Source organism: Shinella sp. M31, from assembly GCF_049199205.1.
Taxonomy (GTDB): domain Bacteria; phylum Pseudomonadota; class Alphaproteobacteria; order Rhizobiales; family Rhizobiaceae; genus Shinella.
In genome coordinates this window covers 1-23860 of record NZ_JBLZPH010000082.1, presented here as the reverse complement: position 1 = coordinate 23860, position 23860 = coordinate 1, and the positions used below count along the sequence as shown (strand labels likewise).

General features: G+C 64.9%; 24 protein-coding genes, 1 tRNA gene and 1 pseudogene. 12 read left to right on the top strand and 14 right to left on the bottom strand.

The features are described 5' to 3' along the window. Window positions 1–232 precede the first annotated feature (232 nt). From ACOZKU_RS13935 to obgE, 8 genes are all read right to left on the bottom strand, one after another. On the bottom strand, window positions 233–1555 hold the full coding sequence (locus tag ACOZKU_RS13935) for a S41 family peptidase (RefSeq protein ID WP_314089897.1): 1323 nt from the start codon (window positions 1553–1555) through the stop codon (window positions 233–235). Beyond that, window positions 1545–2966 carry a murein hydrolase activator EnvC family protein gene (locus ACOZKU_RS13930; RefSeq protein WP_421579387.1) on the bottom strand — a complete coding sequence of 474 codons (1422 nt, stop codon included), beginning with the start codon at window positions 2964–2966 and terminating at the stop codon, window positions 1545–1547. Before ACOZKU_RS13930 ends, ACOZKU_RS13935 begins: the two co-directional genes overlap by 11 nt. Window positions 2967–3112: 146 nt before the next feature. After that, complete coding sequence (rlmH, locus tag ACOZKU_RS13925; RefSeq protein WP_314089901.1) at window positions 3113–3595, bottom strand: 23S rRNA (pseudouridine(1915)-N(3))-methyltransferase RlmH; 483 nt, start codon at window positions 3593–3595, stop codon at window positions 3113–3115. A gap of 82 nt (window positions 3596–3677) precedes the next feature. Further along, complete coding sequence (gene rsfS / locus ACOZKU_RS13920; RefSeq protein WP_421579388.1) at window positions 3678–4091, bottom strand: ribosome silencing factor; 414 nt, start codon at window positions 4089–4091, stop codon at window positions 3678–3680. Between the two features lie 103 nt (window positions 4092–4194). Next, window positions 4195–4803 carry a nicotinate-nucleotide adenylyltransferase gene (locus tag ACOZKU_RS13915; RefSeq protein ID WP_314089903.1) on the bottom strand — a complete coding sequence of 203 codons (609 nt, stop codon included), beginning with the start codon at window positions 4801–4803 and terminating at the stop codon, window positions 4195–4197. A 37-nt stretch (window positions 4804–4840) separates the two neighbouring features. Continuing rightward, window positions 4841–6118: a glutamate-5-semialdehyde dehydrogenase gene (locus tag ACOZKU_RS13910; RefSeq protein ID WP_421579386.1), complete on the bottom strand. Its 1278-nt coding sequence runs from the start codon at window positions 6116–6118 to the stop codon at window positions 4841–4843. Continuing rightward, window positions 6111–7280 (bottom strand): glutamate 5-kinase, encoded by a 1170-nt coding sequence (gene proB / locus ACOZKU_RS13905; protein ID WP_421579385.1) that lies wholly within the window; start codon window positions 7278–7280, stop codon window positions 6111–6113. The genes ACOZKU_RS13910 and proB overlap by 8 nt, the downstream gene beginning before the upstream one ends. Window position 7281: 1 nt before the next feature. Continuing rightward, window positions 7282–8292 carry a GTPase ObgE gene (gene obgE / locus ACOZKU_RS13900; RefSeq protein ID WP_421579384.1) on the bottom strand — a complete coding sequence of 337 codons (1011 nt, stop codon included), beginning with the start codon at window positions 8290–8292 and terminating at the stop codon, window positions 7282–7284. A gap of 85 nt (window positions 8293–8377) precedes the next feature. Here obgE and ACOZKU_RS13895 point away from each other — a divergent pair, with 85 nt between their 5' ends. Continuing rightward, complete coding sequence (locus tag ACOZKU_RS13895; protein WP_421579383.1) at window positions 8378–9238, top strand: endonuclease/exonuclease/phosphatase family protein; 861 nt, start codon at window positions 8378–8380, stop codon at window positions 9236–9238. 32 nt (window positions 9239–9270) lie between these two features. Here ACOZKU_RS13895 and ACOZKU_RS13890 read toward each other — a convergent pair whose 3' ends face one another. From ACOZKU_RS13890 to rplU, 4 genes are all read right to left on the bottom strand, one after another. Continuing rightward, complete coding sequence (locus ACOZKU_RS13890) at window positions 9271–9861, bottom strand: GNAT family N-acetyltransferase (protein WP_421579382.1); 591 nt, start codon at window positions 9859–9861, stop codon at window positions 9271–9273. Next, window positions 9858–10490 carry a GNAT family protein gene (locus ACOZKU_RS13885; protein WP_314089915.1) on the bottom strand — a complete coding sequence of 211 codons (633 nt, stop codon included), beginning with the start codon at window positions 10488–10490 and terminating at the stop codon, window positions 9858–9860. Before ACOZKU_RS13885 ends, ACOZKU_RS13890 begins: the two co-directional genes overlap by 4 nt. Window positions 10491–10617: 127 nt before the next feature. Continuing rightward, a complete protein-coding gene (gene rpmA / locus ACOZKU_RS13880; protein ID WP_421579381.1) occupies window positions 10618–10887 on the bottom strand; it encodes a 50S ribosomal protein L27 in 270 nt (89 codons plus the stop codon). 25 nt (window positions 10888–10912) lie between these two features. Then, complete coding sequence (gene rplU, locus ACOZKU_RS13875; protein WP_050745338.1) at window positions 10913–11281, bottom strand: 50S ribosomal protein L21; 369 nt, start codon at window positions 11279–11281, stop codon at window positions 10913–10915. A 340-nt stretch (window positions 11282–11621) separates the two neighbouring features. Here rplU and ACOZKU_RS13870 point away from each other — a divergent pair. Both ACOZKU_RS13870 and ACOZKU_RS13865 read left to right on the top strand, forming a co-directional pair. Next, window positions 11622–11711: transfer RNA gene (locus tag ACOZKU_RS13870), tRNA-Ser, on the top strand. Between the two features lie 109 nt (window positions 11712–11820). Next, the gene (locus ACOZKU_RS13865; protein ID WP_421579380.1) at window positions 11821–13443 is read left to right on the top strand and encodes an ABC-F family ATP-binding cassette domain-containing protein; all 1623 of its coding nucleotides are present in this window, start codon (window positions 11821–11823) and stop codon (window positions 13441–13443) included. A gap of 22 nt (window positions 13444–13465) precedes the next feature. On the opposite strand, the gene ACOZKU_RS13860 is transcribed toward ACOZKU_RS13865, so the two are convergent. Continuing rightward, a complete protein-coding gene (locus ACOZKU_RS13860; protein ID WP_421579379.1) occupies window positions 13466–13870 on the bottom strand; it encodes a (R)-mandelonitrile lyase in 405 nt (134 codons plus the stop codon). A gap of 116 nt (window positions 13871–13986) precedes the next feature. Between ACOZKU_RS13860 and ACOZKU_RS13855 the strand changes: the two genes are divergently transcribed. Next, entirely contained in the window at window positions 13987–15201 is a 1215-nt protein-coding gene (locus ACOZKU_RS13855) for a TIGR03862 family flavoprotein (RefSeq protein WP_421579378.1), read from the top strand. A 5-nt stretch (window positions 15202–15206) separates the two neighbouring features. Here ACOZKU_RS13855 and ACOZKU_RS13850 read toward each other — a convergent pair whose 3' ends face one another. Next, a complete protein-coding gene (locus ACOZKU_RS13850) occupies window positions 15207–15995 on the bottom strand; it encodes an IclR family transcriptional regulator (RefSeq protein ID WP_421579377.1) in 789 nt (262 codons plus the stop codon). A gap of 227 nt (window positions 15996–16222) precedes the next feature. On the opposite strand from ACOZKU_RS13850, the gene ACOZKU_RS13845 reads away from it, so the two are divergent. From ACOZKU_RS13845 to ACOZKU_RS13810, 8 genes and pseudogenes are all read left to right on the top strand, one after another. Beyond that, on the top strand, window positions 16223–17296 hold the full coding sequence (locus ACOZKU_RS13845) for an ABC transporter substrate-binding protein (RefSeq protein WP_421579376.1): 1074 nt from the start codon (window positions 16223–16225) through the stop codon (window positions 17294–17296). A gap of 21 nt (window positions 17297–17317) precedes the next feature. Then, window positions 17318–18826, top strand: coding sequence for a sugar ABC transporter ATP-binding protein (locus ACOZKU_RS13840; protein WP_421579375.1), 1509 nt, complete (start codon window positions 17318–17320; stop codon window positions 18824–18826). Then, a complete protein-coding gene (locus tag ACOZKU_RS13835; RefSeq protein ID WP_421579374.1) occupies window positions 18823–19788 on the top strand; it encodes an ABC transporter permease in 966 nt (321 codons plus the stop codon). Before ACOZKU_RS13840 ends, ACOZKU_RS13835 begins: the two co-directional genes overlap by 4 nt. After that, a complete protein-coding gene (locus ACOZKU_RS13830) occupies window positions 19785–20726 on the top strand; it encodes an ABC transporter permease (protein WP_421579373.1) in 942 nt (313 codons plus the stop codon). Before ACOZKU_RS13835 ends, ACOZKU_RS13830 begins: the two co-directional genes overlap by 4 nt. After that, window positions 20723–21679 carry an amidohydrolase family protein gene (locus tag ACOZKU_RS13825; RefSeq protein WP_421579372.1) on the top strand — a complete coding sequence of 319 codons (957 nt, stop codon included), beginning with the start codon at window positions 20723–20725 and terminating at the stop codon, window positions 21677–21679. The genes ACOZKU_RS13830 and ACOZKU_RS13825 overlap by 4 nt, the downstream gene beginning before the upstream one ends. After that, a complete protein-coding gene (locus tag ACOZKU_RS13820; RefSeq protein ID WP_421579371.1) occupies window positions 21672–22976 on the top strand; it encodes an alanine racemase in 1305 nt (434 codons plus the stop codon). Before ACOZKU_RS13825 ends, ACOZKU_RS13820 begins: the two co-directional genes overlap by 8 nt. A 36-nt stretch (window positions 22977–23012) precedes the next feature. Continuing rightward, window positions 23013–23357 (top strand): RidA family protein, encoded by a 345-nt coding sequence (locus ACOZKU_RS13815; RefSeq protein ID WP_117372498.1) that lies wholly within the window; start codon window positions 23013–23015, stop codon window positions 23355–23357. Between the two features lie 9 nt (window positions 23358–23366). Beyond that, window positions 23367–23860: pseudogene (locus ACOZKU_RS13810) on the top strand (deacylase); the annotation flags it as partial.

Below are 23860 nucleotides of genomic sequence, written 5' to 3'. Positions count from 1 at the left end.
GACGAGGCCGCTCGGCGCCATGGCCGTCCAGCCGGAAAAGGTAACAAGGGCAACGACGGCGAGAGCAAACACGATCGTGCCGGCAGAGAACCGTGACGGTCCCGCCGGTTGCGGCCTTGCCTTGCGGTCCTGGCCGAGCGGTGCGTGAATGTCTGTGCCCAAGGTCAGTCCGCGCTGGCCGAAGCTGCATAGGACATCCGGACCCGTCGGGTGACGGGCCCGGATGAAGGAATTAGTTCTTCAGCTCGGCCTTTTCCGGATTGGCCGGAAACGCCTTGTCGGTCTTCTGGCCGCGCAGCAGTTCGAGCGCGTACTGAAGCTGCATGTCGTCCTTGGCTTCCGGCGGCACATAGGCGGCCGAACCGGAACCCTGGTCCGTCTCGCTCTGGCCCTGGATGTGGCCGCGCAGGCTGGATTCACCTGCGGTCTCCAGCTTGCCCTGCAGATCGGCCGGCAGCGGCTGTTCGACCGTGATATCGGGCGTGATGCCCGTACCCTGGATCGATTTGCCCGACGGCGTGTAGTAAAGCGCTGTCGTCAGGCGCAGCGCACCGGCGTCGCCCATCGGAATGATGGTCTGGACCGAACCCTTGCCGAAGGAGCGCGTGCCGAGCACGGTGGCGCGGCGCAGATCCTGCAGCGCGCCCGCGACGATCTCAGAGGCCGAAGCCGAACCGCCGTTGACAAGCACGATGACCGGCTTGCCGTCGGTGTCGTCGCCCGGCGTCGCGTTGAAGCGGCGGGTTTCGTCCTCGTTGCGGCCGCGGGTCGAAACGACCTCGCCGCGCTCCAGGAAGGCGTCGGAGACGTTGATCGCCTGGTCGAGCAGACCGCCCGGATTGAGGCGCAGGTCGAGCACATAGCCCTTCAGCTTGTCTTCCGGCACTTCCTTCTTGATCTTGGTGATCGCGGCTTCCAGGTCGTCATAGGTCTTTTCCGTGAAGGAAATGACGCGCAGGTAGCCGACATCGCCTTCGACGCGGGACTTGACGGCCCTGACGGCGATGATGTCGCGCATGATGGTGAGTTCGATCGGCTTGTCGGCGCCCTTGCGGATCAGCGTCAGCTTGATCGGCGTGTTGACGGCGCCGCGCATCTTCTCGACGGCTTCTTCCAGCTTCAGGCCGCGCACATCGGCGCCGTCGATCTTCGAAATGAAGTCGCCGGCCAGAACGCCCGCACGGGCAGCCGGGGTATCGTCGATCGGCGTGATGACCTTGACGAGTTCGTCTTCCATCGTGACTTCGATGCCGAGACCGCCGAATTCGCCGCGCGTCTGGGTGCGCATGTCCTCGGCGTCCTTGGCATTCATGTAGGACGAATGCGGGTCGAGCGAGGAGAGCATGCCGTTGATGGCATTCTCGATCAGCTGGTCTTCCTTCGGCGGCGTCACATATTGTGCGCGCACACGCTCGAACACGTCGCCGAAAATCGACAGCTCGCGATAGGTCGACGAGCCGGCGGCTTCTGCGGGCAGCGTTGCCGTGTTGATGACGCTCATGGCCGTCGCACCCATGAGTGCACCGACGAGAACGAGTGAAGCCCTACGAATCATTGCGTGCCTTTCCAGAATATTTGGCGGACCACCACGGCTGGGAATCAACCGGTTTTCCGTTCTTTCGGAATTCAATGTAAAGTGTCGGCTTGTCTGTTTCCAGCGTCAAAGCATTGACACTCGCAACCCTTTTTTCACCCATCACGGCGAGCGGTTCACCCGCCACGACGAACTGACCCTCACGCACATTCACCTTGTCCATGCCCGAGAGCACCAGATGGTAGCCCTCGCCGGCATTCAGGATGATCATGCGCCCATAACTGCGAAACGTTCCGGCAAAGACGATCCATCCATCCGACGGCGCCGTGACGAGGGCACCCGCATTGGTCGCCAGCGTCATGCCCTGCGAATCATGGCCGGTACCGTCAGCGTCGCCGAACCGGCGCAGCACGTCGCCGGCCACGGGATAGTCGAGTTTTGCCTGCAATTCCTGAAATTCGTATGCGGGAGCAATGCGGTTTTTGTCGGGCACGCTGTCGCGGGCGAGCGCCCGCGCCTTCTCGCGTTCGGCGTCCGACTGGTTGCGCCGCGCCTCCTCCTGGGACTTGGCAAGCGCTGCGGCATCGCGCACTGAACCGATCTCCTGCTCGAGGCTGCCGATCAGGCCCTCGAGGCTCGATGCACGCGCCGCGAGCTCTTCGGCGCGGCGGCGCTCGGCGGCAAGCGTGCGGTTGTTGGTCGTGGCCAGCGCCTCGTTCTCGGCGATCAAGAGCTCGGAGCGCTTCTCCTCCTCCAGCCGCAGCTGCATGGCGTCGGTCAGTTCCGTGTGCTCGCGGTCGATGTCGCTCTTGATGTCCATGAGCGCGGAAAGATCTTCGATGAGCCCGTCGGTCTCCTTGCGGATGCCGGGCACGACGGCGCCGAGCAGGATGGCGCTGCGCACGGAGGCGAGCGCGTCATCCGGCGTCACCAGCAGCGCCGGCGGCGGGTTGCGACCCATGCGCTGGAGGGCGGCAAGCACTTCGGCGAGCAGGCCGCGGCGGTCGTGCAGCGAGGCGCGCACGCCCGCTTCCCGCTCGCGCATGCCTTCCAGCCGCTTTTCGCCGGCCAGAATCTTCTCTTCCATGTCCTTGCGCATCGCCGCGGATTTGACGATTTCGTCGCGCAGGGTCTGGCGGGATTTGTCGAGCTTGGCGATTTCGGCTTCCAGCGCCTCCGTCTTCTCGTCGGAGACGGTGATCGACTGGGAGAGCGTTTCCAGCTCGCGGCGCGTGCTGTCGCGGCGCAGCGAGAGTGCCGCGGCGGGATCGACCTCGGCCTTCGGCAGGGAGCCGGTCGTGACCGTTGCCTCGTTTGGCTCGGCGGTAACGGGAGAAGGCAGGAGGGCAACCGACAGCGCAGCCGAAAGCAGCGCCGGCCGCAGCAGGCGGCTGACGTCTCCACCGGGATAGGCTTTGCCGGTTTTCCTCATCGTTTCCCAAAAATCTGTTCTGACCGCTCTAAGCTGATTTGGCGCTTTCGCCAAGAAATCCTGCGGCCTGAGAATCCCTTGGACAGAACAGCGCCGAAAATACGGCCTCTGCCATCCTGAACCTTAGGGCTTGCGCGGCCATGGTGTCAGCTGCGGTGATAGGGATGGCCGGAGAGAATGGTGACGGCGCGATAGAGCTGCTCGGCGAGCAGGATGCGCACGAGCTGGTGCGGCCAGGTCATTTTGCCGAGGCAGAGCGTCGCGTCGGCGCGGTCGTAAAGCGCGGGGTCGAGCCCGTCTGCGCCGCCGATGGCGATCATCAGCTCGCGTTTGCCGGCATCGCGGAAACCGCCGAGGAGATGGGCGAAACCGGGCGAATCGAGCGATTTGCCGCGCTCGTCGAGCAGGATCAGCACGGCGCCGTCGGGCAGCGCCTTTTCCAGCATCGCCGCTTCCTCGCGCTTGCGCGTCTCGGCATTGCCGGCGCGGCTTTCGCCGACTTCGGCCATCTTGCCGAGTTCGAGGCCGATGGCGGGGCCGGCCTTCGCGAAACGGTCGATATAACGGGCCGCAAGATCCTTCTCAGGGCCGGCCTTCAGCCGTCCAACCGCAAAAAGTCCAACCCGCATCGCACAAAGCCCTGTCCGTTCGGGTGGCGCTTAAGCCTTGCGCCACCATGTTTCCTCGCCAGACAGGTGCCCGGCGTTCTGTTTAGTGAACCGTACCGTCTTCGATCTCGGGAGCCGCCCACATCCGCTCTATGTTGTAGAACTCCCGGATTTCCGGTCGGAACACATGGACGATGATATCGCCCGTGTCGATGAGCACCCAGTCACCGGCTTCAAGGCCTTCGACGCGGGCATTGCCCAGGCCTTCGTCCTTCATGTCGGAGATGAGGTGGTCGGCAATCGCCATGACGTGACGGTTCGAGCGTCCGGACACGACCACCATGTAGTCGCCCAGCGCCGATTTACCGGCAATGTTGATCGTGACGATATCTTCTGCCTTCGAGTCCTCGAGGCTAGCGAGGACCAAGTGAAGGGCACGGTCGGCGGCATCGTCGCTGCGGCCCGCGCTCCTGGAGAAAACGCCGATGACGTTTCCCTTTGCGTGCGCTGTTGTCAGGTTCGTTCCTTTCCGTAAAACAGGTCAAGCACGTCTCGTGCCGGTATATGTCGTCGCCGGCACCTACTAAATGTAGGCACCAATGGTTACCACTTTCAAGACGTCACTTCTGATAGATGGTTTTCTCTAGCGTTGTGCGTGTCCGCAGCGCCGTTGAACTGAGCGGAGAGCGCGGTCCGTGGATGAAGGTCCAGGCGGGCGCCCGCCGGCCCGGCAGGCTCATGGCGTCCTCCTCGTCGACGCGGGCATAATCGAAGGTCTTGGCCATGCGCGAGGAGAGATAGGCGAGCGTCGAGCCCGGTCGGTCGATGACGGCGATGGGGAAGGTGCAGGCGATCTTCTGCCAGTTCTGCCATTTGTGGAAGGTTTTCAGATTGTCGGCGCCCATGATCCAGACGAAGTTCACGCCACGGTTCAGGGCTTGCACACGCTCCAGCGTCTTGGCCGTATAACTCTGGCCGAGCCGTTTTTCGAAGGCCGTCACTTTGATACGGGGGCTGGGAGCAATCTCTTCGCTAAGACGGATGCGCTCGGCGAGCGGTGCCAGTTCCTTATGGTCTTTTAAAGGGTTGCCCGGCGTCACCATCCACCAGAGCTGGTCGAGGCCAAGGCGGCGCAACGCGGTTTCGGCAACCAGCGCATGGCCTTGGTGCGGCGGATTGAACGAGCCGCCGAACAGGCCGACCGCCATGCCTTTTTCGACATGGGGCATCCTCAGATAGCGTGTCTCAACCGCGCCCGCCGTCACCTCAGGGCCGCACCTGTCCGGTGCCGCGCACCCGGTATTTGAACGAGGTGAGCTGCTCGACGCCGACCGGGCCGCGCGCATGCATCTTGCCGGTCGCGATGCCGATCTCGCCGCCCATGCCGAACTCGCCGCCATCGGCGAACTGGGTGGAGGCGTTGTGCACGAGGATGGCCGAATCGATCTCCGTGAAGAAGCGCTCGACCACGTCGGGATCTTCGGCGATCACGGCTTCCGTATGGGCGGAGGACCAGCGATTGATGTGTTCCACGGCGCCTGAAATGCCATCGACCAGCGAGACGGAGATGATCGCGTCGAGATATTCCGTCGACCAGTCCTGTTCGCTTGCGGCGACAAGGCCGGGAATACGGGTGCGGATCTCGTCCGTGGCGCGCACCTCGCAGCCGGCGGCGGCGAGGCCTTCAACGAGCGGGGTAAGATGCGTGTCGGCAACGGCGCGGTCGATCAGCAAGGTTTCGGCAGCGCCGCAAACGCCGGTGCGGCGCATCTTGGCGTTCACGACGATCGTCTTCGCCATGTCGAGGTCGGCGGATTTATCGACATAGATATGGCAGAGGCCTTCGAGATGGGCGAAGACCGGCACGCGCGCCTCGCTCTGCACGCGTGCGACGAGGCTTTTTCCACCGCGCGGTACGATGACGTCGATCGAACCGTCGAGGCCCGACAACATGGCGCCGACGGCAGCGCGATCGGTGACCGGCACGTATTGGATGGCGTGCTCCGACAGGCCGGCGGCCTTGAGACCGGCGACGAGGCAGGAATGGATCGCCTGCGATGAATTCACGCTGTCCGATCCGCCACGCAGGATCACGGCATTGCCAGCCTTCAGGCACAGTGCGCCGGCATCGGCCGTCACATTCGGGCGGCTTTCATAGATCACGCCGATGACACCGAGCGGCGTGCGCACGCGCTCGATATGCAGGCCGTTCGGCCGATCCCATTCGGCGATGATGTCGCCGACCGGGTCCTTGAGATCGGCGATATCGCGGATCGCGGCGGCGATGCCGTCGATGCGTTCCGCCGTCAGTGTCAGCCGGTCGATGAAGGAGGCGGCGACACCGCTTTCGCGGGCATTGGCGAGATCGATGGCATTAGCCGCGAGGATGGCATCGCGGTTGGCGAAGATTTCGGCCGCCATGGCTTCGAGCGCGCGGTTCTTCTCAGCGGCCGTTGCTATGGCGAGTGGGCGGGCGGCGGCACGGGCGTTGCGACCGATTTCGGCCATCAGGGCGTCGATATCGGTCTTGACCTGATCAAGCATGGCTCACGTCCTTTCCCGTCTCCGCAGGGGACGCAGCGAGGCCGGTCACCACGAGGTCGTCCCGGTGCACCATCGCGGCGCGGCCGGCATAGCCGAGGATTTCGGCGATATCAGCGGATTTCTTGCCGACGATCAGCCGCGCTTCATCCGCATCGTAGCCCGCAAGACCACGCGCGATCTCGCGGCCGTTCGTGCCATAGATCGCCACGGTGTCGCCGCGCGAAAACGAACCCCAGACGCCGCGCACACCGGCGGGCAGCAGGCTTTTTCCCGCACTCAGCGCCGTTTCGGCACCGGCATCGATCTCCAACCGTCCGGCCGGCTGCAACTGCCCGGCAATCCACGTCTTGCGTGCCGTGACCGGCGAGCCCGAAGGCGCAAACCATGAGGAACGCGCGCCCTCTTCGATCGCGCGCAGGGGATGGTCGACCTTGCCGGAAGCGATGATCATGGCGCAGCCCGCGCCCGTCGCGATCTTGCCGGCATCGATCTTGGTGCGCATGCCGCCACGCGACAATTCCGACGCCGCACCGCCCGCCATCGCCTCGATCTCGGGCGTGATGGCGTCGATGGTTTCGAGGAAACGCGCGTCCGGGTCGAGATGCGGCGGCGCTGTGTAGAGACCGTCGATATCCGACAGCAGCACGAGCAGGTCCGCACCCGTCATCGTGGCGACGCGGGCGGCCAGCCGATCGTTGTCGCCATAGCGGATTTCGGTCGTTGCGACCGTGTCGTTCTCGTTGATGATCGGCACCGAGCCGAGCTTCAGAAGCTGGTTGATCGTCGCGCGCGCATTGAGATAGCGGCGGCGCTCTTCCGTATCGCCGAGCGTCAAGAGAATCTGGCCGGCGACAATACCGTCTGAAGACAGGCTCTCAGACCAGGCGCGCGCCAGCGCGATCTGGCCGACGGCGGCCGCAGCCTGGCTTTCCTCAAGCTTCAAGGCGCCCGAGGGCACCTTCAGCACGGAGCGGCCGAGCGCGATGGCGCCGGAAGAGACGACGAGCACGTCCGTGCCGCCGGCCTTCAGTGCGGCGATATCCTTGCACATCGCATCGAGCCAGGCCTTTTTCAGGCCCGTGGCGCGGTCCACGAGCAGGGCCGAGCCGATCTTGATCACAATCCGGCGGTGTTTTCCGAGCGGTTTGCGGTTCTTCGTCATCTCAGTCGTCGGATCCGGCATTCTTCGATTGAACGATGACGTCGCGCACGGCGCGCAGCGCGCCGACCATGCCGACATTGGCGACGGCGGAAAGCTGCAGCACCGGCTGGCCGCAGGCCTTTTGCAGCGCCTTGGTCTTCTTCTTCAACTCGTCCTCGTCGAGAAGGTCGATCTGCGAGAGCGCCACGATCTCGGGCTTGTCGGTGATGCCGCCGCCATAGGCTTCCAGCTCGTGCTTCACGGTCTTATAGGCCTTGCCGACATCCTCCTCCTGCGCGGAAACGAGATGCAGCAGCACGCGCGTGCGCTCGACATGACCGAGGAAGCGGTCGCCGAGACCGACACCGTCATGCGCACCCTCGATGAGGCCGGGAATATCGGCGAAGATGAATTCCGAGCCGTCGATCGTCGCCACGCCGAGATTGGGATGCAGCGTCGTGAAGGGATAGTTGGCGATCTTCGGCCGGGCACGGGTGCAGGTGGCAAGGAAGGTCGACTTGCCGGCATTCGGCAGGCCGACGAGGCCGGCATCGGCGATCAGCTTCAGCCGGAGCCAGATGGTCTTCTCGTCCCCTTCGAGGCCCGGATTGGCCCAGTTCGGCGCCTGATTGGTCGCGGACTTGAAATGCGAGTTGCCGAAGCCGCCGTTGCCGCCGGCGGCGAGCTTGAAGCGCTGCCCCTCAGCCACCATGTCGACGATCAGCGTCTCGTTGTCTTCCTCGAAGATCTGCGTGCCGACGGGCACCTTCAGCGTCACGGAAGCACCGTTGGCGCCCGTGCGGTTGCGGCCCATGCCATGCGTGCCGGTCGAGGCCTTGAAATGCTGCTGGAAGCGGAAGTCGATCAGCGTGTTGAGACCGTTGACGGCCTCCACCCACACATCGCCGCCGCGACCGCCGTCGCCGCCGTCGGGTCCGCCGAATTCGACGAATTTTTCACGGCGGAACGAGACAGCCCCTGCCCCGCCGTCGCCGGACCGGATATAGACTTTTGCTTCGTCCAGGAACTTCATCGGCTCGCCGTTCGCTTTATTCTGTTCAACATGCTCATTTTGCCGTCTTCGATATAGCCGCTTCCCGCAGAGGTCAAAGACTATCGTGAAATTCGTCAGCTATAACATCCAGTACGGCATCGGTCTCGACGATCGCCTCGACCTGCCGCGCATCGTCTCCTCGATCCACGGCGCCGATATCATCGCCTTGCAGGAGGTGACCCGCAACTTTCATCTCAACGGCGGCATCGACATGGTCGCCGAATTGCAGACCCTGCTTGCCAACCATTACTCCGCCTTCTGGCCGGCCTGCGATCTTGATGCCGGTTCGGCCATCGAGAAGGGCCGCGTGGTCAACCGCCGCTTCCAGTTCGGCAACATGATCTTTTCCCGCTGGCCGATCCTCTCGACCCGTCTCATTTCCCTTCCCCGCACCCGCACGCTCGACAAGCTGAACCTCCAACGCGGCGCCACCGAGGCGGTGATTGCCACGCCGAGCGGTCCGCTCCGGGTCTATTCCGTACATCTCGACCACGTTCACCGCGACGAGCGCATCGCGCAGATCCGCTACCTCAAGGACCGCGTCCAGCTCTACAGCGTCGAGGGCGGTGCGATTTCCGGTGCCCATGAATTCGGCCTGCCCGAACCGCCGGTGCCGGAAGATTACGTCCTGATGGGCGACTTCAACATGGTGCCGGAATCGCCGGAATATTGCGAAATGGCCGGTGCCGTCGATGCGCTCTACGGCCGCCAGATCCGCGCCACCAACCCCGTCGATGCGCTCGCCGGTCTCGGCAAGCGCCATGCGGCAAGCTTCAGCTGGATCAACCCCAAGGACCATGCCGACCGCATGTTCCTCGATTACTGTTTCCTCAGCCACGGCCTCGTGGAGCGCCTGACAGATGCCTGGGTGGACGAGACCGCCTTCGGCTCCGACCACATGCCCGTCTGGTTCGAGCTGTCGTGAAACCGGGGCGGATCTCTCCGCCCCGATCGCTATCAGTGCCTTGACGAGACGGGACGGAAATCGCCCGGCGCCAGCAGCGTCTCGATATGCGGCACCATCGCGCCGCGGGCGGTGCTGAAGACGTCGCTGCAGCCAGTGATGCGAAAGCCCGCCTTTTCCTGCACCCGAAGGGAGGCCAGGTTATCGGCGAAGACGCCGGAATGGATTTCCGTGCCCGGCATGCGCATCAGGAAGCGTGCCGTCGCCGCATGCACCGCCTCGCTCATATAGCCGCGCCGCCAGTAGAAGCGGTTCAGCCAGTAGCCGATTTCCCAGCCTTTGCGCCGCTTCTCGAAGGAGATGCAGCCGATATGCACGTCGTCATCCGCGGTGATGGCGAATGCCCAGTCCTCGTTGAGATCGCTGGTCATCATCGAAAGCCATTCGGCGGCATCCTGCCGGTCATAGGGGGCGGGGACCCGCGCCAGCATGCGCGAGACCTGGAAATCGGACAGCGACTGGGCGATCGCCTCCGCATCCGACATGCGGTGCGGACGAAGCGTCAGGCGGGCCGTCGTGATGGTCGGGCAGGGGCCGGGACCGGCGGCGCGCGTCCGCTCGATGGGGGTCTGCATGGCGTTCATCGCAGGCCTCCCCAGCTCTTCAGCGAAACCCAGGTCTTGCGGTCGAGCCTGTACCACTCGACGGGCACCATGCCGCCGACGGCGAGGCTCTGCACCATGCCGGTCGCCTGGAACTGGAAGCCGCACTTCTGGATGACGCGGCGCGACGGGATGTTCATGACCCGGCAACGCGCATCGATCTGGTCGACGTCGCGGGTGCGGAAAACCATGTCGATCAGCGCATGGGCCGCTTCCGTGACGTAGCCCTGGTTCCAGTAGGGTTCGCCCAGCCAGTAACCGAGCTCGACGGTGCGTCCGTCCTCGTGCGGTTCGATGCCGCAGCAACCGAGGAAGGCGCCGTTATCGGCTTTCGTAATGGCATAGACGCACTTGCCAATCGCGCCGGCGCGTGTGCGTCGCACGAAATCGGCGGCATCCGCAACCGTATAGGGGTGCGGCATGCGGGCGACCATGTTGGCGATATTGGCGTTGTTGGCGAGATGGGCAAGGGCGTCGATGTCGTCTTCGTGCGGGGCTCTCATGACGAGCCGCGGCGACAGTAAGATCGGGCAATCGGTCCTCGACCGGTCAGGCCTCAGCCTGTCCTGGGGAGACCGTGATTGGTCTTCCCGCAACAACTCGGTTTGCATGTTCAGTCCTCCAGAAACGAAAAAGGGAGATAAGGTCTTGCCTCATCTCCCTTTTTCTTCTTCAGGCCTGAAACCTGTAGCGCCAGCCGGGTCGATGAGACGCCGGCTGTTTTAGAGCGCTACCGGCTTATTCCGCTGCTTCCGCTTTCGGGGCTACAGACACGTAAATGCGACCGTTGGCCTTCGTACGGAAATTCACATTGCCAGCTGTCAGAGCGAAGATCGTGTGATCCTTGCCGAGGCCGACATTGGCACCGGGATGCCACTGCGTGCCACGCTGACGGATGATGATGTTGCCTGCGAGGACGGCTTCGCCGCCGAACTTCTTCACGCCGAGGCGCTTGGACTGGGAATCGCGACCGTTGCGCGAGGAGCCGCCAGCTTTTTTGTGTGCCATGGGAGTTCTCCTTTACCTGTCCGGATTATTCGGCTGCGGCTTCGGCGGCGTCAGACTTCTTGGAAGCCTTCTTGGCCTTGCCGGCGCCAGCGATGTCGATGATGCGGACAGTCGTGTTGTGCTGACGATGACCGCGCGAACGCTTCGAGTTCTGGCGACGGCGCTTCTTGAAGGCGATGACCTTCTTGGCGCGGCCATGCTCGACGACTTCTGCGGTGACGACGGCGCCTTCGACGAAGGGCGCGCCGATCGTTGCATCGGCGCCAACGCCGACCATCAGCACTTCGGTGAATTCGATCTTCGCACCAGCGTCGCCCGACAGCTTTTCAATCGTCAGAACGTCGTTGGCGGCCACGCGGTACTGCTTACCGCCGGTCTTGATGACTGCGAACATTTTATATCCTTTCATGTTCGTGCCGGCTCTTTGTCCCAAAGGGCAAGGCCGTCTTTTTATCAGTCGCGGGAATGACGATGCATTGGCGCATCGCCGGCTTAAGGAGGATCCAGGCAGGCGGCACTTGAAATCCAAGGCCGAAAGCGCAAAGAACCTTCGTAGCGGCACAAGTGAGACCTATGCCACTGCACCTTGCGCAATAGGTGAGCCGCCGGAAACTGTCAAGGGATTTCCCGTCACCATGACAAAGAGATGAATTTTCTCGCCCTTCGCCCCCTTGCGCCCCCGCCCGACACCCGCTATGTACCGCCCCGCGCTGAAGAGCGCCGACCAGTTAAGCGGAGAGGTGGCTGAGTGGTCGAAAGCACCGCACTCGAAATGCGGCATACGGGCAACCGTATCGTGGGTTCGAATCCCACCCTCTCCGCCATCGCTTTCCTTCCCCAAGTTTGAATAACCGGTGCTCCCGCAGGGAGCGCATGGACTTTGTGTACCGCGTCGTGGCATAGGGCGCGGGACACGACGAGGCCCGTTTTTCCATGATCCGCATCGAGAATATCAGCAAGTCCAACAGCCATCGCATTCTCTTCATCGAGGCTGCCGCCGCCTTGAACAAGGGCGAGAAGATCGGGCTGGTCGGACCGAACGGGGCCGGCAAGACGACGCTGTTCCGAATGATCACCGGACAGGAGCAGCCGGATGAGGGGCAGATATCGACGGAGAAGAATGTCTCGATCGGTTATTTCAGCCAGGATGTCGGCGAGATGGAGGGGCGCAGCGCCGTCACCGAGGTGATGGACGGGGCCGGGCCGGTGAGCTCGGTCGCTGCGGAGCTGCACGAACTCGAGGCGGCGATGGTCGATCCCGACAGGCTCCACGAGATGGATGCGATCATCGAGCGCTACGGCGAGGTGCAGGCGCGCTATGAGGAGCTCGACGGCTACGGGCTGGAAAGCCGGGCGCGTGAGGTTCTGGCGGGCCTGAGCTTCAGCCAGGAAATGATGGACGGCGACGTCGGAAAACTTTCGGGCGGGTGGAAGATGCGTGTGGCGCTCGCCCGCATCCTGCTCATGCGCCCCGATGTCATGTTGCTCGACGAACCGAGCAACCATCTCGATCTCGAAAGCCTCATCTGGCTCGAGCAGTTCCTGAAGAACTACGACGGAGCGCTTTTGATGACCTCGCACGACCGCGAGTTCATGAACCGCATCGTCACCAAGATTATCGAGATCGATGCCGGTTCGCTCAACACCTATTCCGGCGACTACGGTTTTTACGAGCAGCAGCGCGCGCAGAACGAGAAGCAGCAGCAGGCGCAGTTCGAGCGGCAGCAGGCGATGCTCGCCAAGGAGATCAAGTTCATCGAGCGCTTCAAGGCGCGCGCCTCGCATGCCGCGCAGGTGCAGAGCCGGGTGAAAAAGCTCGACAAGATCGAGCGCGTCGAGCCGCCGCGCCGGCGCCAGACCGTCATGTTCGAGTTCCAGCCGGCGCCGCGCTCCGGCGAGGACGTCGTCAATCTCAAGAATGTCGACAAGGCCTATGGCAACAAGACGATCTACAGCGATTTCAGCTTTCTCATCCGCCGCCGCGAGCGCTGGTGCGTGATGGGCGTCAACGGTGCGGGTAAATCGACCTTGCTGAAACTCGTCGCCGGGGCGGCCACGCCGGACCAGGGCAGCGTGACGATCGGCGCGAGCGTCAAGGTCGGCTATTTCGCACAGCATGCGATGGATCTTCTCGACGGCGATCTGACGGTCTTCGAGTGGCTGGAGACGGAGTTTCCGCGTGCAGGCCAGGGGCCGCTGCGCACGCTCGCCGGCTGCTTCGGGTTTTCCGGCGATGACGTGGAGAAGAAGTGCCGCGTGCTTTCAGGTGGCGAGAAGGCACGGCTGGTCATGGCGGCCATGCTGTTCGATCCGCCGAATTTCCTGATCCTCGACGAGCCGACGAACCATCTCGATCTCGATACCAAGGAGATGCTGATCAAGGCGCTGGCCGACTACGAGGGCACGATGCTGTTCGTCTCGCACGACCGGCGCTTCCTCGGCGCACTGTCGAACCGCGTGCTGGAGCTCAACGGCGACGACGTGCATCAATATCCGGGCGGCTATACCGAATATGTCGCCCAGTCCGGCCATGAGGCGCCCGGTCTCCACGTCTGACCGGCCATCGGCGGATTGAGCCTTAGCCGGCTTTTCCGAGATATTGCGCGTCCGTCACCTTTTCCAACCAGGTCACAGGCGAGCCGTTTTCCGATTCGGCGATGGCGATGTGGGTCATGGCAGTCTTGTCGGTGGCGCCGTGCCAGTGTTTTTCACCGGGCGGGAACCAGACGACGTCGCCGGGGCGGATTTCCTCGATCGGCCCGCCTTCGCGCTGCGCCCAGCCGAGGCCGGATGTGACGATGACGGTCTGGCCGAGCGGATGGGTGTGCCAGGCGGTGCGGGCGCCGGGTTCGAAGGTCACGATGGCGCCGCCGGCGCGTCCGGGAGCCTCGGCCTTAAACGGCGTGTCGAGGCGGACGGTGCCGGTGAAATAGTCGGCGTGGCCTGGGGCCGAGGGGCTGGTGCCGTTGCGCTTGATATCCATGGATGTCTCCCGATTCGTCCTGCGATCCTACACTGGCGGCGCTTTGCGATCACGCGATTGCTGGCGAAGCGCTGTCGGACGCTCTATGACGACACAGCGGATTTGAGGTTGAGCGGATGAGCGGAAGACGGATCGGGATCGTCGGCGGTGGGCCGGCCGGGCTGATGGCGGCGGAGGTGCTGTCGGCGCGCGGCCATGCCGTGACCGTGCTCGAGGCCATGCCGACCATCGGGCGCAAGTTTCTGCTTGCGGGAAAATCCGGCCTGAACATTACCCATTCCGAGCCTTTTGCGCGGTTCGCAACCCGTTTTGGCGCCGCCAATGCGCGGCTGCGCACAGCACTCGACGGCTTTACGCCCGACGATCTCCGGACCTGGGCGGATGGCCTTGGCACCAAAACCTTCGTCGGCACGTCCGGCCGCGTCTTTCCCGAGGTCATGAAGGCGTCGCCGCTGTTGCGCGCGTGGCGGGCGCGGCTGGAAGGGCAGGACGTCGATATCCGCGTGCGGCATCGCTGGACGGGCTTTACCGCGGGCGGGTTGCGGGTCGAGACGCCCGATGGCGAGACGGTGATGGGGTTCGATGCCGTGCTTCTGGCACTGGGCGGGGCGAGCTGGCCGCGGCTTGGATCGGACGGCGCCTGGGTGGAATGGCTGGCGAAGATGGGCGTCGATATCGCGCCGCTGCGCCCGGCCAATTGCGGCTTTGACGTGGACTGGTCGCCTCTGCTCGTCGAGAAATTCGCCGGCGCGGCGGTGAAGGGCGTGACCGCGCAATCCGCCGCCGGCACGGTTCCCGGCGAGTTCGTCGTCTCGAAAACCGGGATCGAGGGCAGCCTGGTCTATGCCCATGCGGCGGCGTTGCGCGACGTTCTGGAGGCGACTGGGTTCGCGACGCTCGTGGTCGATCTTGCGCCGGGAAGAAGCGCCGAGCGGCTGGCTGCGGATTTCGCCCGGCAGGACAGAAAGGCGAGCTTTTCCACCCGGCTGCGCAAGGGCGCGGGGCTTGATGGCGTCAAGGCGGCGCTGCTGCGGGAATGTGTTGCGAATGTTGCGGGCCTCGCGCCGGAGGATCTGGCGGCGGTGGTGAAGGCGCTGCCCATCCGTCTCGTCCGGCCGCGGCCGATTGCCGAGGCGATCTCTTCGGCCGGCGGCATCCGCTTCGATGCACTTGGCGAGGATTATGGGCTGATCGCGCTGCCAGGCGTCTTCGTGGCCGGCGAGATGATCGATTGGGAAGCGCCGACCGGCGGCTATCTGCTGACGGCCTGCTTTGCGACCGGCCGCGCGGCGGCCCATGGGATCGATCGCTGGCTATCCAACCAAGCCTGAAACATTCAGGCGCGTCTCGACTGGGCGGGCGCATGGCCGCCAAGGCGCCGGGCTGCGTCCTTCAGGCAGGCGAGATACTGTTCGCGATTGGCAAGCCCGTCGGCGCGCGGCGCAACGAGGCAGAGTGTCGCGACGGCATGGCCCGCATCACCCATGACCGGCACGGCAAAACAATGGGTAAAGCTGTCGACGATGCTGTTGAAGGTGAAATGGCCGTCGCTCTCGGCCGCCCGCACCTCGGCGATGAAGGTGGCGGGATCGAGCCACTCGCCGCCCGGCAGCTGGAAATCCTGCGCCGGAATGAAGGCGAGGATTTCGGCATCGGTCATATGCGCGACGAGCACGCGGCCGGACGCCGTCCACGGGATCGGCACGGACTGGCCGACATCGGTGGAGATGCGGAAGGGCCGGGCGCCCTCGCGCATGCGCACGACGGTGTATTTGTTGCCGTCCAGCATGCAGAACTGCGCGGTCTCGCGCGTCTTGTCGGCCAGGCGCTCCAGCGCCGCCTCGCATTCGCGCGTGAAATCGAAATGGTTCTCATAGGCCGCGCCGAGGAAATAGAGCTTTCGGCCGAGATAGACACGGCCCTCACCGCCGGTGAATTCCAGGATGCCATTGCGCAGCAGCAGGTTCACCAGCTCGTAGACCGATGAGCGCGGCGCGCCGATCTGCGCGGCGATCTCGTTCGGCTTCAGCGCCTGGCGCTTCTCGCGCAGGAAGTCGAGGATTTCGAAGGCCCGGTCGAGCCCGCGTGCGCGTTTTCCCGCCGCTTCGTCCAGAACTGCATCCATCGTCGTTCCTTCCTGCCTCTCGTTGCCGCCAAGCTTCTCATGCCGGGCACCGCCGCTGTCAATGCGCGCGCCTTGCCTTCCGTGCAGGAAATTTCGGCACCCCTCTTGCGGGACGCAAAATTCGGCATAAGATCGCGACGTCCGGTATTTGGATCATATGTACATTATATTGGACATTGACGGATGGCAAGCCCGTTTCTGCTGCCGCACACAAAAGGGGATCGACAATGAAGACTTTTGAAAACAACCCGTCCGCTTCGCTGCGCAGCCGCCTCTTCGCGGGCGCCGCCGTCGCCATGGGCCTGCTTGCGCTTTCGGCCGGCACGGCATCCGCTGCCGCCAACTGCATCAAGGGCGATCGCAAGGCGCCTTACACGGTCGGCTGGGCGAACATCTATTCGGTGCCGACCTGGATGAAGCAGACCGAAGGCACGATCGCCGCCGAGGTCGAGGAGCTGAAGAAGGCCGGCCTCGTCAAGGATCTGATGATCACGGACGCGCAGGGCAATGCCCAGACGCAGATCCAGCACATCCAGTCGATGATCGACGCCAATGTCGACGCCATCGTCGTCATCGCCGGCTCGTCCAACGCGCTCGACCGCGTGATCTCGGATGCCTGCGACAAGGGCATCGCCGTCGTCAACTTCGACAGCCTCGTCAACACCGACAAGGTGACGGCGAAGATCAATACCGATTCCAGCGAATGGGGTGCGGGTGCGGCCAAGTGGCTGTCCGACCAGCTCGGCGGCAAGGGCAAGATCATCGTCATGAACGGCCCGGCCGGCATTTCCGTCAGCGATGACCGCCGCAAGGGCGCCCAGCCGGTGCTCGACGCCAATCCGGGCCTCGAAATCATCACCGAGACCAACACGGAATACAATGCGGCCCCCGCGCAGGAAGCGATGACCAGCCTGCTCTTCGCCAATCCGGAAATCGATGGCGTGCTGTCGCTCGGCGGCGCGCTCTCGGCCGGCTCCGTCATGGCCTTCGACCGCCAGGGCCGTGAGCAGGTTCCGATCACCGGTGAAAACGCCCGCCAGTTCCTGGAACTGTGGAAGGAAAAGGGCCTGAAGGGCTGGGCAACCATGCAGCCGAACTGGCTGGGCGCGCTCTCGGTCTACACCGCCGTGCAGGCGCTCGAAGGCAAGGATGTGCCGGCCTTCGTCAAGGTGCCGCTGCCTGTTATCGACGACAGCACGATCGACGGCTATCTCGCGCGCGCCGACAAGTTCCCGGCCGACGGCTACATCTACTCGGATTACGACCAGGCGCTCTTCGACAAGCTGCTCGCCCAGAAGTAATTCGCTCTGAAGGATGCCGTCATGACGGATCAAAAACCCCTGCTGGAAGCCCGGCAGGTGTTCAAGGGATTTTTCGGCAATCCCGTTCTGAAGGGCGTCGATATCGCCCTTCATCCGGGCAGGGTTCACGCCCTGCTCGGGGAGAACGGCGCGGGAAAGTCCACGCTGATCAACCTTCTCTCCGGCGCCCTCCAGCCGGAGAGCGGTACGATTGCCGTCGACGGCAAGCCGGTCGGGCGTTTCAGCCCGGCCGCAGCCCGCGCTTCCGGTATCGCCGTGGTGCAGCAGGAGCTGAGCCTCACGGCGGACCTGTCTATTGCGGAAAATATCGGGCTTGGCGCCTTCCCGCGCCGTTTCGGCCTGATCGACTATGCCGAACTGCAGCGCGGCGTGCGCGACGTCTGCGCCATGGTCGGCCTCACCGAACCGCTCGATATGCCGGTCGCCGATCTCGCGCTCGGCCGGCGGCAGATGGTGGAGATCGCCAAGGCGCTCTATCGCAAGCCGCGCGTGCTGATCCTCGACGAACCGACCTCCTCGCTCTCGGCGCATGAGGCGGGCATTCTTGCCGGCCTCATCGAGACGCTGCGCGATCGCGGCACGGCGCTTCTTTATATTTCCCACCGCCTCAACGAGGTGCAGGCGCTCTGCTCCCACGTCACGGTGCTCAAGGACGGCGGCGTCACGGCGGACCAGTCGCTGTCGGGCATCGACGGCGAGGGGCTGGTGCGGCTGATGGTCGGCCGCGAGACGGGGGACCTTTTCCCGCCGCGTGCCGCCGCCAATCCGGGCGCATTGCGCGTCCATGTCGAAGGCTTTTCCGCCGGCCTCGTGCGCGATATCGGCTTTTCCGGGCGGGCCGGCGAGATCGTCGGCATCGGCGGCCTGGTGGGGCAGGGGCAGGAAGACCTGCTGCTCGGCCTCTATGGCGCCATTCCCGCCAAGGCGGCGGAGGCCGAAGTCTCTGGCAAGCCGGGCCTGCCCGCCCATGTCGGCGCGGCGAACGCCGCCGGCCTCGTTTATGTGCCGGCAGACCGCAAGCATGAGGGCCTGGTGCTGCCCCATTCCATCGCGTCCAACCTGATCCTCCCCTCGCTTGGACGCCTTGCCCGCAACGGTTTTCGCGATCGTGCGGCTGAAACCGGGCTGATCGCCGAGCTCGCCAGACGGCTCACCATCAAGGGCGACGTCGCCCGTCCGGTCCAGGCGCTTTCCGGCGGCAACCAGCAGAAGGTGGCGCTCGCCAAATGGCTGCCGCTCGATCCCTCCGTGCTGCTGCTCAACGATCCGACGCGCGGCGTCGACATCGAGACCAAGCGGGAGATCTACCTGATGCTGCGCGGCTTTGCCGCCGAAGGGCGGCTCGTCATCATCGCCAGTTCCGATACGCCCGAACTCGTCCATCTCTGCGACCGTGTCGTGGTGCTGCGCGAAGGACGCGTCGCCGCCGAGCTGGAAGGTGAGGCGATCAGCGAAGAGGCCATCGTCGGCGCGGCCATGGGCGTCGACAGCAAGGGAGCGGCCGCATGAGCGCTGTTTCGTCCTCCTCATGGCTCTATGGCGCCATCCAGCGCCGCCGCAACCGCGGCCTTGGCGGGCTCTATCTCGTCGTCGCCGCCTTTCTCATCCTCTATGCCGTGCTGTTTCCGGGCATTCTCTCGGTCGGCGGCTTCTCGAAATTCACCCAGAACTGGTTCCCACTCGCGCTGGTGACGATGGCGCAGGCGCTGCTGATGCTGAACGGCGGCATCACGCTCGCCATCGGTCCGCTCGTCAGCCTCGGCGCCGTCATCGCGGCAACGACGATGGGCGGTGTTTTCGGCGTATCCGGCGGCATCGTCGCCGTCGCGCTCACCGGCCTCGCCATCGGTGCCGTCATCGGCGTGATCGTCGCACATTTGAGGCTGCCTGCGATCATCGTCACGCTGGCCGGCTCCTTCATCATCACCGGCGTCGCGCTGATCCTTTTGCCGCGTCCAGGCGGCTTCATTCCCGGCTGGCTGTCGAACACGTTGGCCGGCCACACACCCGTCGCCTTCCTGCTGCTCGTCGGCGTCCTCCTTGCCTGGAAGGCGTTCCTGGCGACACCGCTCGGCCTCGGCATCTATGCGGCCGGTGACAATCCCGTCGGCGCCTTCCGCTCCGGCGTGCCGGTCGAGCGGGCGAAGGTCATCGCCTTTGCCTTGTCCGGCCTGCTGGCGGCGCTGGCCGGCCTCTTCGTCGCGGCCCAGACGGGCTCCGGCGACCCGGTCATCGGCACGCCCTTCACGCTGAACTCCATCGCCGCGGCTGTGCTCGGCGGCGTGGGTTTCCTCGGCGGCAAGGGCACGATGCGCGGCGCGATCTGCGGCAGCCTGCTGCTCTCCGTCATGATCAACGTGATGTTCTTCCTCGGTTTCCCGCCGGTCGCGCAATACATCGCGCAGGGCCTGATCATCGTCGGCGCCGTTGCGGTGCCGGAGCTTCTGAAGTCGTGGAGGGCGAAACGATGAAGGCTGTGAAATCCATCTTTCGCAATCCGCCGCTGCTCACCTTCGCGCTGGTGGCGCTCGTTTGGCTCGCCGCCGGCCTCACCCTGCGCGGCTTCGGCGCCTATGGGCACCTGCGCTACCTGCTGGAGCTTGCAGCCGTCATCGGCATCGCCGCCGCCGGCCAGACGCTGGTCATCCTGATGGGAGGCATCGATCTCTCGGTCGGCGCCATCATCACGGTGACGGCCATCCTCTTGCCGCTGATCTCGCCCGCATGGGATCCGACCGGCCTCGTCGGCATTGCGCTGGCGCTCGCCATCGCCACCGGCATCGGCTTCCTAAACGGCGCGGGCGCCGCCTATCTGCGCGTGCCGCCGATCATCATGACGCTCGCCATGGCGACCTTCCTTCAAGGCCTGCTCGTCGTCGTCGCCGGCGGCAGCGCCGTCACGGTCAGCAATCCCGCCGTCATCCTGCTCGGCCAGGCGCGACCGTTCGGCGTTCCCTCCGGCGTGCTGCTCTGGCTCGTCGTCTCGGCCGTCGCGCTCGCCCTCATCCACCGCATGCCGATCGGCGCGCGGTTCCTCGCCATCGGCGCCAATCCGCTCGCTGCCCGCCTGTCCGGCGTCAGCCTGACGCGCAACACGCTGATCCTCTATGCGCTCTCCGGCTTCTTCGCAGGCCTTGCCGGCATTTTGGTGCTGGGCATGAACCGGCAGGGTTATGTCGGCATCGGCGATCCCTATCTGCTGACGTCGATCGCCGCCGTCGTGCTCGGCGGCACCTCCATCCTCGGTGGACGCGGCACCTATGCCGGCACCATTCCGGGCGCCATCCTGCTCGTCACGACGACGGCGCTGATCACCGTCGTCAATGCCTCGCCCGGCTGGCGCTCCATCATGTTCGGCACGCTGATCCTCGCGCTGCTGCTCGTTTCCGGCCGCGAGGCGCGGCGATGACGGTGCGCTACAGCGGGCCGGTCATCGACCCACACCACCATCTCTGGGACCTCTCGCTTGGCCGCCATCCCTGGCTGGACAAGGCGCGGGCGACGGGCGGCGAGATGGTCTATGGCAGCCTCGCGCCGATCCTGCGGGATTATGGCGTCGCGGACTACCGCAAGGATGCGGCAAACCAGAACATCGTCGCCACGGTGCATGTCGAAGCTGGCTGGTCCGATGTGCATCCGCTGGAGGAAAGCCGCTGGCTCGACGGTCTCGACCGCAGCACCGGCGTGGCCAGCCGCTTTATCGCTCGCGTGCCGCTCGACAGTCCCGATGCCGTCGCGCTGATCGCGGCGGAGGCGGCCAATCCTCACGTCGTCGGCATCCGCGATATCGTCAGCTGGCATCGGGAACCGTCGAAAAGTTTCGCCCCGCGCCCCCATCGCATGGCCGATCCCGTCTGGCGGGCGGGCCTTGCCGAACTCGCCCGTCATGGCCTCGTCTTCGACCTGATGCTCTATCCCGCGCAGATGGGCGAGGCGCTCGATCTCGTGCGCGCCTTTCCCGAAACGCTCTTCGTGCTCAACCACGGCGGCAGCCCGGCCGATCGCGACGAGAGCGGCATGGCGATCTGGCGCAGCGGGCTGCGTGCGCTTGGCCGCGAACCGAATGTGCGGCTGAAGATTTCCGACCTCGTCGCCTATGACAATGACTGGACGCTGGAAAGCCTGTCGCCGGTCATCGAGCATTGCCTCGACTGCTTTGGTCCATCGCGTGCGATGTTCGCCAGCGATTTCCCCGTCGCCGGCCTCCACGCCTCTTTCGATGAGATCTACGACGTTTTCCGAACGCTGGCCGCGCCGCTCTCGCTCGATGAGCAGCAGGCTCTGTTCTTCACCACTGCCAATGAAACCTACCGTCTCGAACTGGCCGCGCCCGTCCCGGCCAAGGGAGAACTGCATGTCTGACCTTCACGCCGCCGATATCCTCATCGACGACCGCATCCGCGGCTTTCCGTCGGGCCACGCGGCCCTGCCGCTCGACGCGATCGGCCGGCAAGGCTGGAAGCCGTTCGATGGAACGATGGCTCTACCGCTGATCTCGCTCGATCAGGCGGCCTTTGCCGGCAATGTCGCGGCGATGATGCCCTATGTGAAGAGCCACGGCGTCGAGATCGCGCCGCACGCCAAGACGCCGATGTCCACCGCCTTGTCCGGTGCGCTGATCGCCGCCGGTGCCTGGGGCACGACGGTCGCCGATATCCGCCAGGCCGCCGTGCTGCTGAAGGCCGGCCAGCGCCGGCTGATCCTGGCCAACGAGATCGGCGGCCCCGCCGCCGCCCGCCGGCTGGCCGCGCTGCTCGTCCATTATCCCGACGCCGAACTGCATATCTTCGTCGATTCCGCGCCGCTCGCCGTGGCGCTGCGCGATGCCTGGCAATCGCGCAATGACCTGCCGCCGCTGGGCCTGATGGTCGAGCTCGGCGCCGGCCGCGCCGGTGCCCGCAACATCGAAGCCGCGACGGACATTCTGGACGTCATCCTCGCAGCCGAAAGCCCCTCCTTCCGCCTCTCCGGCGTGGCGGCTTATGAAGGTGCGGCCGCGACGGCGGATGCGGAGGAGACGCTTGTTCGCATCGACGGGCTGATGGCCCTGACCGCAGACTTCCTGCCGCAGGTTCGGGCGCGGGTCGGCAAAGATCGGCCGCTCCTTCTCACCGCTGGCGGCTCCGTCTTCTTCGACCGGGTCGTTGCCGGCCTGTCTGCGGCCGTTGCTGTCGACCCCGATTGCCGGCTTGTCCTGCGCAGCGGCGCGATCTTCTTCCACGATCACGGCATCTACGAACGCGGCCTTGCCGGCCTCGATGCCCGCGACGGGTTTCGTGTGGGAGCGGATATCCGGTCCGCCGCGCAGGATTTCAAGCCGGCGCTCCGGGTCTGGGCAGAGGTGCTGTCCCTGCCCGAGCCGGGCCTTGCCATCTGCGGCATGGGCCTGCGCGATGTTGCAATCGACCAGGGCCTGCCACGCCCGCTCGCGCTCTACCGCGATGGGGCACTGTTTGCCGGTTTCACCGAGGCTGCCGTGCTGCGTCTCAACGACCAGCATGCCTTCGTGACGCTCCCAGCTGGAGCCGATATCGCGATCGGCGATGTCGTCGAATTTGGCATTTCGCATCCCTGCACCTGCCTCGACCGGCACGCCATCCTTTACGGCCTCGCACCCGACCAAACGGTCGCGGCGGCCTATCTCACCAGCTTCGGCTGATCACTCCTCCCAAGGCAAGAAAAGGAAAACACTCCCATGATCCAGCGTTACCAGAAGGGGTCCCGCATGAGCCAGGCCGTCAGCTATGGCGGTCTCGTCTACATCGCCGGCCAGGTCGCGGACGATCGCAAGGCCGGCATCGAAGGCCAGACGGGCGATGTGCTCGGCAAAATCGATGCCCTCCTGAAGGAAGCTGGCACGGATCGCTCGAAACTGCTGGCCGTCAACGTCTTCCTGCCCGCCATCGTCGATTTCGACGCGATGAACGGCGTCTATGATGCCTGGATCGATCCGGCCAACCCGCCGGCCCGTGCCTGCGTCGAGGCCCGCCTTGCCGATCCGGACCTGCGTGTCGAGATGACCGCCGTCGCGGCGCTCTGAGGAGCTGAGATGCACAGCGGCCTCGTCAATCCGATCGACTTCGACAGGGACGGCCGGCAGGCCGGACATCTCGCCATCCCCTATTCGGTCGACCGCTCGCCCTATTACCAGATCCGCGTCCCGATCCTGCGCCTGAAAAACGGCGCGGGACCGAGCCTGCTCCTGATGGCGGGCAATCATGGCGACGAATATGAGGGCGAGCTTCAGCTCGGCCGGCTGATGCGCCGGCTCGACGTGTCGACGATGCGTGGGGCCGTCACCATCCTGCCAATGGCCAACCTGCCGGCCGTGATGGCGGCGAAGCGCTGCTCGCCCTTCGACGGCGGCAATCTCAACCGCGCCTTTCCGGGCGACCCCACGGGCACGCCGACGGCGCGCATGGCGCATTTCCTCGAACACGATCTCTTCCCGCGGCATGATGCGGTGCTCGATCTGCATTCGGGCGGCACGTCCATGGCGCATCTCGCCTGCACGCTGATCGAGCGGCAGGCGGATGCCGCGCG

Coding starts and splice junctions, on each gene's coding strand:
- ACOZKU_RS13935 (WP_314089897.1), bottom strand. CDS start 1,555: ATGATTCGTAGGGCTTCACTCGTTCTCGTCGGTGCACTCATGGGTGCG.
- ACOZKU_RS13820 (WP_421579371.1), top strand. CDS start 21,672: ATGTCTGACCTTCACGCCGCCGATATCCTCATCGACGACCGCATCCGC.
- ACOZKU_RS13890 (WP_421579382.1), bottom strand. CDS start 9,861: ATGAACGCCATGCAGACCCCCATCGAGCGGACGCGCGCCGCCGGTCCC.
- ACOZKU_RS13850 (WP_421579377.1), bottom strand. CDS start 15,995: ATGGATGCAGTTCTGGACGAAGCGGCGGGAAAACGCGCACGCGGGCTC.
- ACOZKU_RS13855 (WP_421579378.1), top strand. CDS start 13,987: ATGAGCGGAAGACGGATCGGGATCGTCGGCGGTGGGCCGGCCGGGCTG.
- ACOZKU_RS13860 (WP_421579379.1), bottom strand. CDS start 13,870: ATGGATATCAAGCGCAACGGCACCAGCCCCTCGGCCCCAGGCCACGCC.
- ACOZKU_RS13835 (WP_421579374.1), top strand. CDS start 18,823: ATGAGCGCTGTTTCGTCCTCCTCATGGCTCTATGGCGCCATCCAGCGC.
- rlmH (WP_314089901.1), bottom strand. CDS start 3,595: ATGCGGGTTGGACTTTTTGCGGTTGGACGGCTGAAGGCCGGCCCTGAG.
- ACOZKU_RS13930 (WP_421579387.1), bottom strand. CDS start 2,966: ATGAGGAAAACCGGCAAAGCCTATCCCGGTGGAGACGTCAGCCGCCTG.
- ACOZKU_RS13915 (WP_314089903.1), bottom strand. CDS start 4,803: ATGCCCCATGTCGAAAAAGGCATGGCGGTCGGCCTGTTCGGCGGCTCG.
- ACOZKU_RS13845 (WP_421579376.1), top strand. CDS start 16,223: ATGAAGACTTTTGAAAACAACCCGTCCGCTTCGCTGCGCAGCCGCCTC.
- ACOZKU_RS13815 (WP_117372498.1), top strand. CDS start 23,013: ATGATCCAGCGTTACCAGAAGGGGTCCCGCATGAGCCAGGCCGTCAGC.
- ACOZKU_RS13825 (WP_421579372.1), top strand. CDS start 20,723: ATGACGGTGCGCTACAGCGGGCCGGTCATCGACCCACACCACCATCTC.
- ACOZKU_RS13885 (WP_314089915.1), bottom strand. CDS start 10,490: ATGCAAACCGAGTTGTTGCGGGAAGACCAATCACGGTCTCCCCAGGAC.
- rpmA (WP_421579381.1), bottom strand. CDS start 10,887: ATGGCACACAAAAAAGCTGGCGGCTCCTCGCGCAACGGTCGCGATTCC.
- ACOZKU_RS13910 (WP_421579386.1), bottom strand. CDS start 6,118: ATGCTTGATCAGGTCAAGACCGATATCGACGCCCTGATGGCCGAAATC.
- ACOZKU_RS13840 (WP_421579375.1), top strand. CDS start 17,318: ATGACGGATCAAAAACCCCTGCTGGAAGCCCGGCAGGTGTTCAAGGGA.
- rplU (WP_050745338.1), bottom strand. CDS start 11,281: ATGTTCGCAGTCATCAAGACCGGCGGTAAGCAGTACCGCGTGGCCGCC.
- obgE (WP_421579384.1), bottom strand. CDS start 8,292: ATGAAGTTCCTGGACGAAGCAAAAGTCTATATCCGGTCCGGCGACGGC.
- proB (WP_421579385.1), bottom strand. CDS start 7,280: ATGACGAAGAACCGCAAACCGCTCGGAAAACACCGCCGGATTGTGATC.
- ACOZKU_RS13865 (WP_421579380.1), top strand. CDS start 11,821: ATGATCCGCATCGAGAATATCAGCAAGTCCAACAGCCATCGCATTCTC.
- ACOZKU_RS13830 (WP_421579373.1), top strand. CDS start 19,785: ATGAAGGCTGTGAAATCCATCTTTCGCAATCCGCCGCTGCTCACCTTC.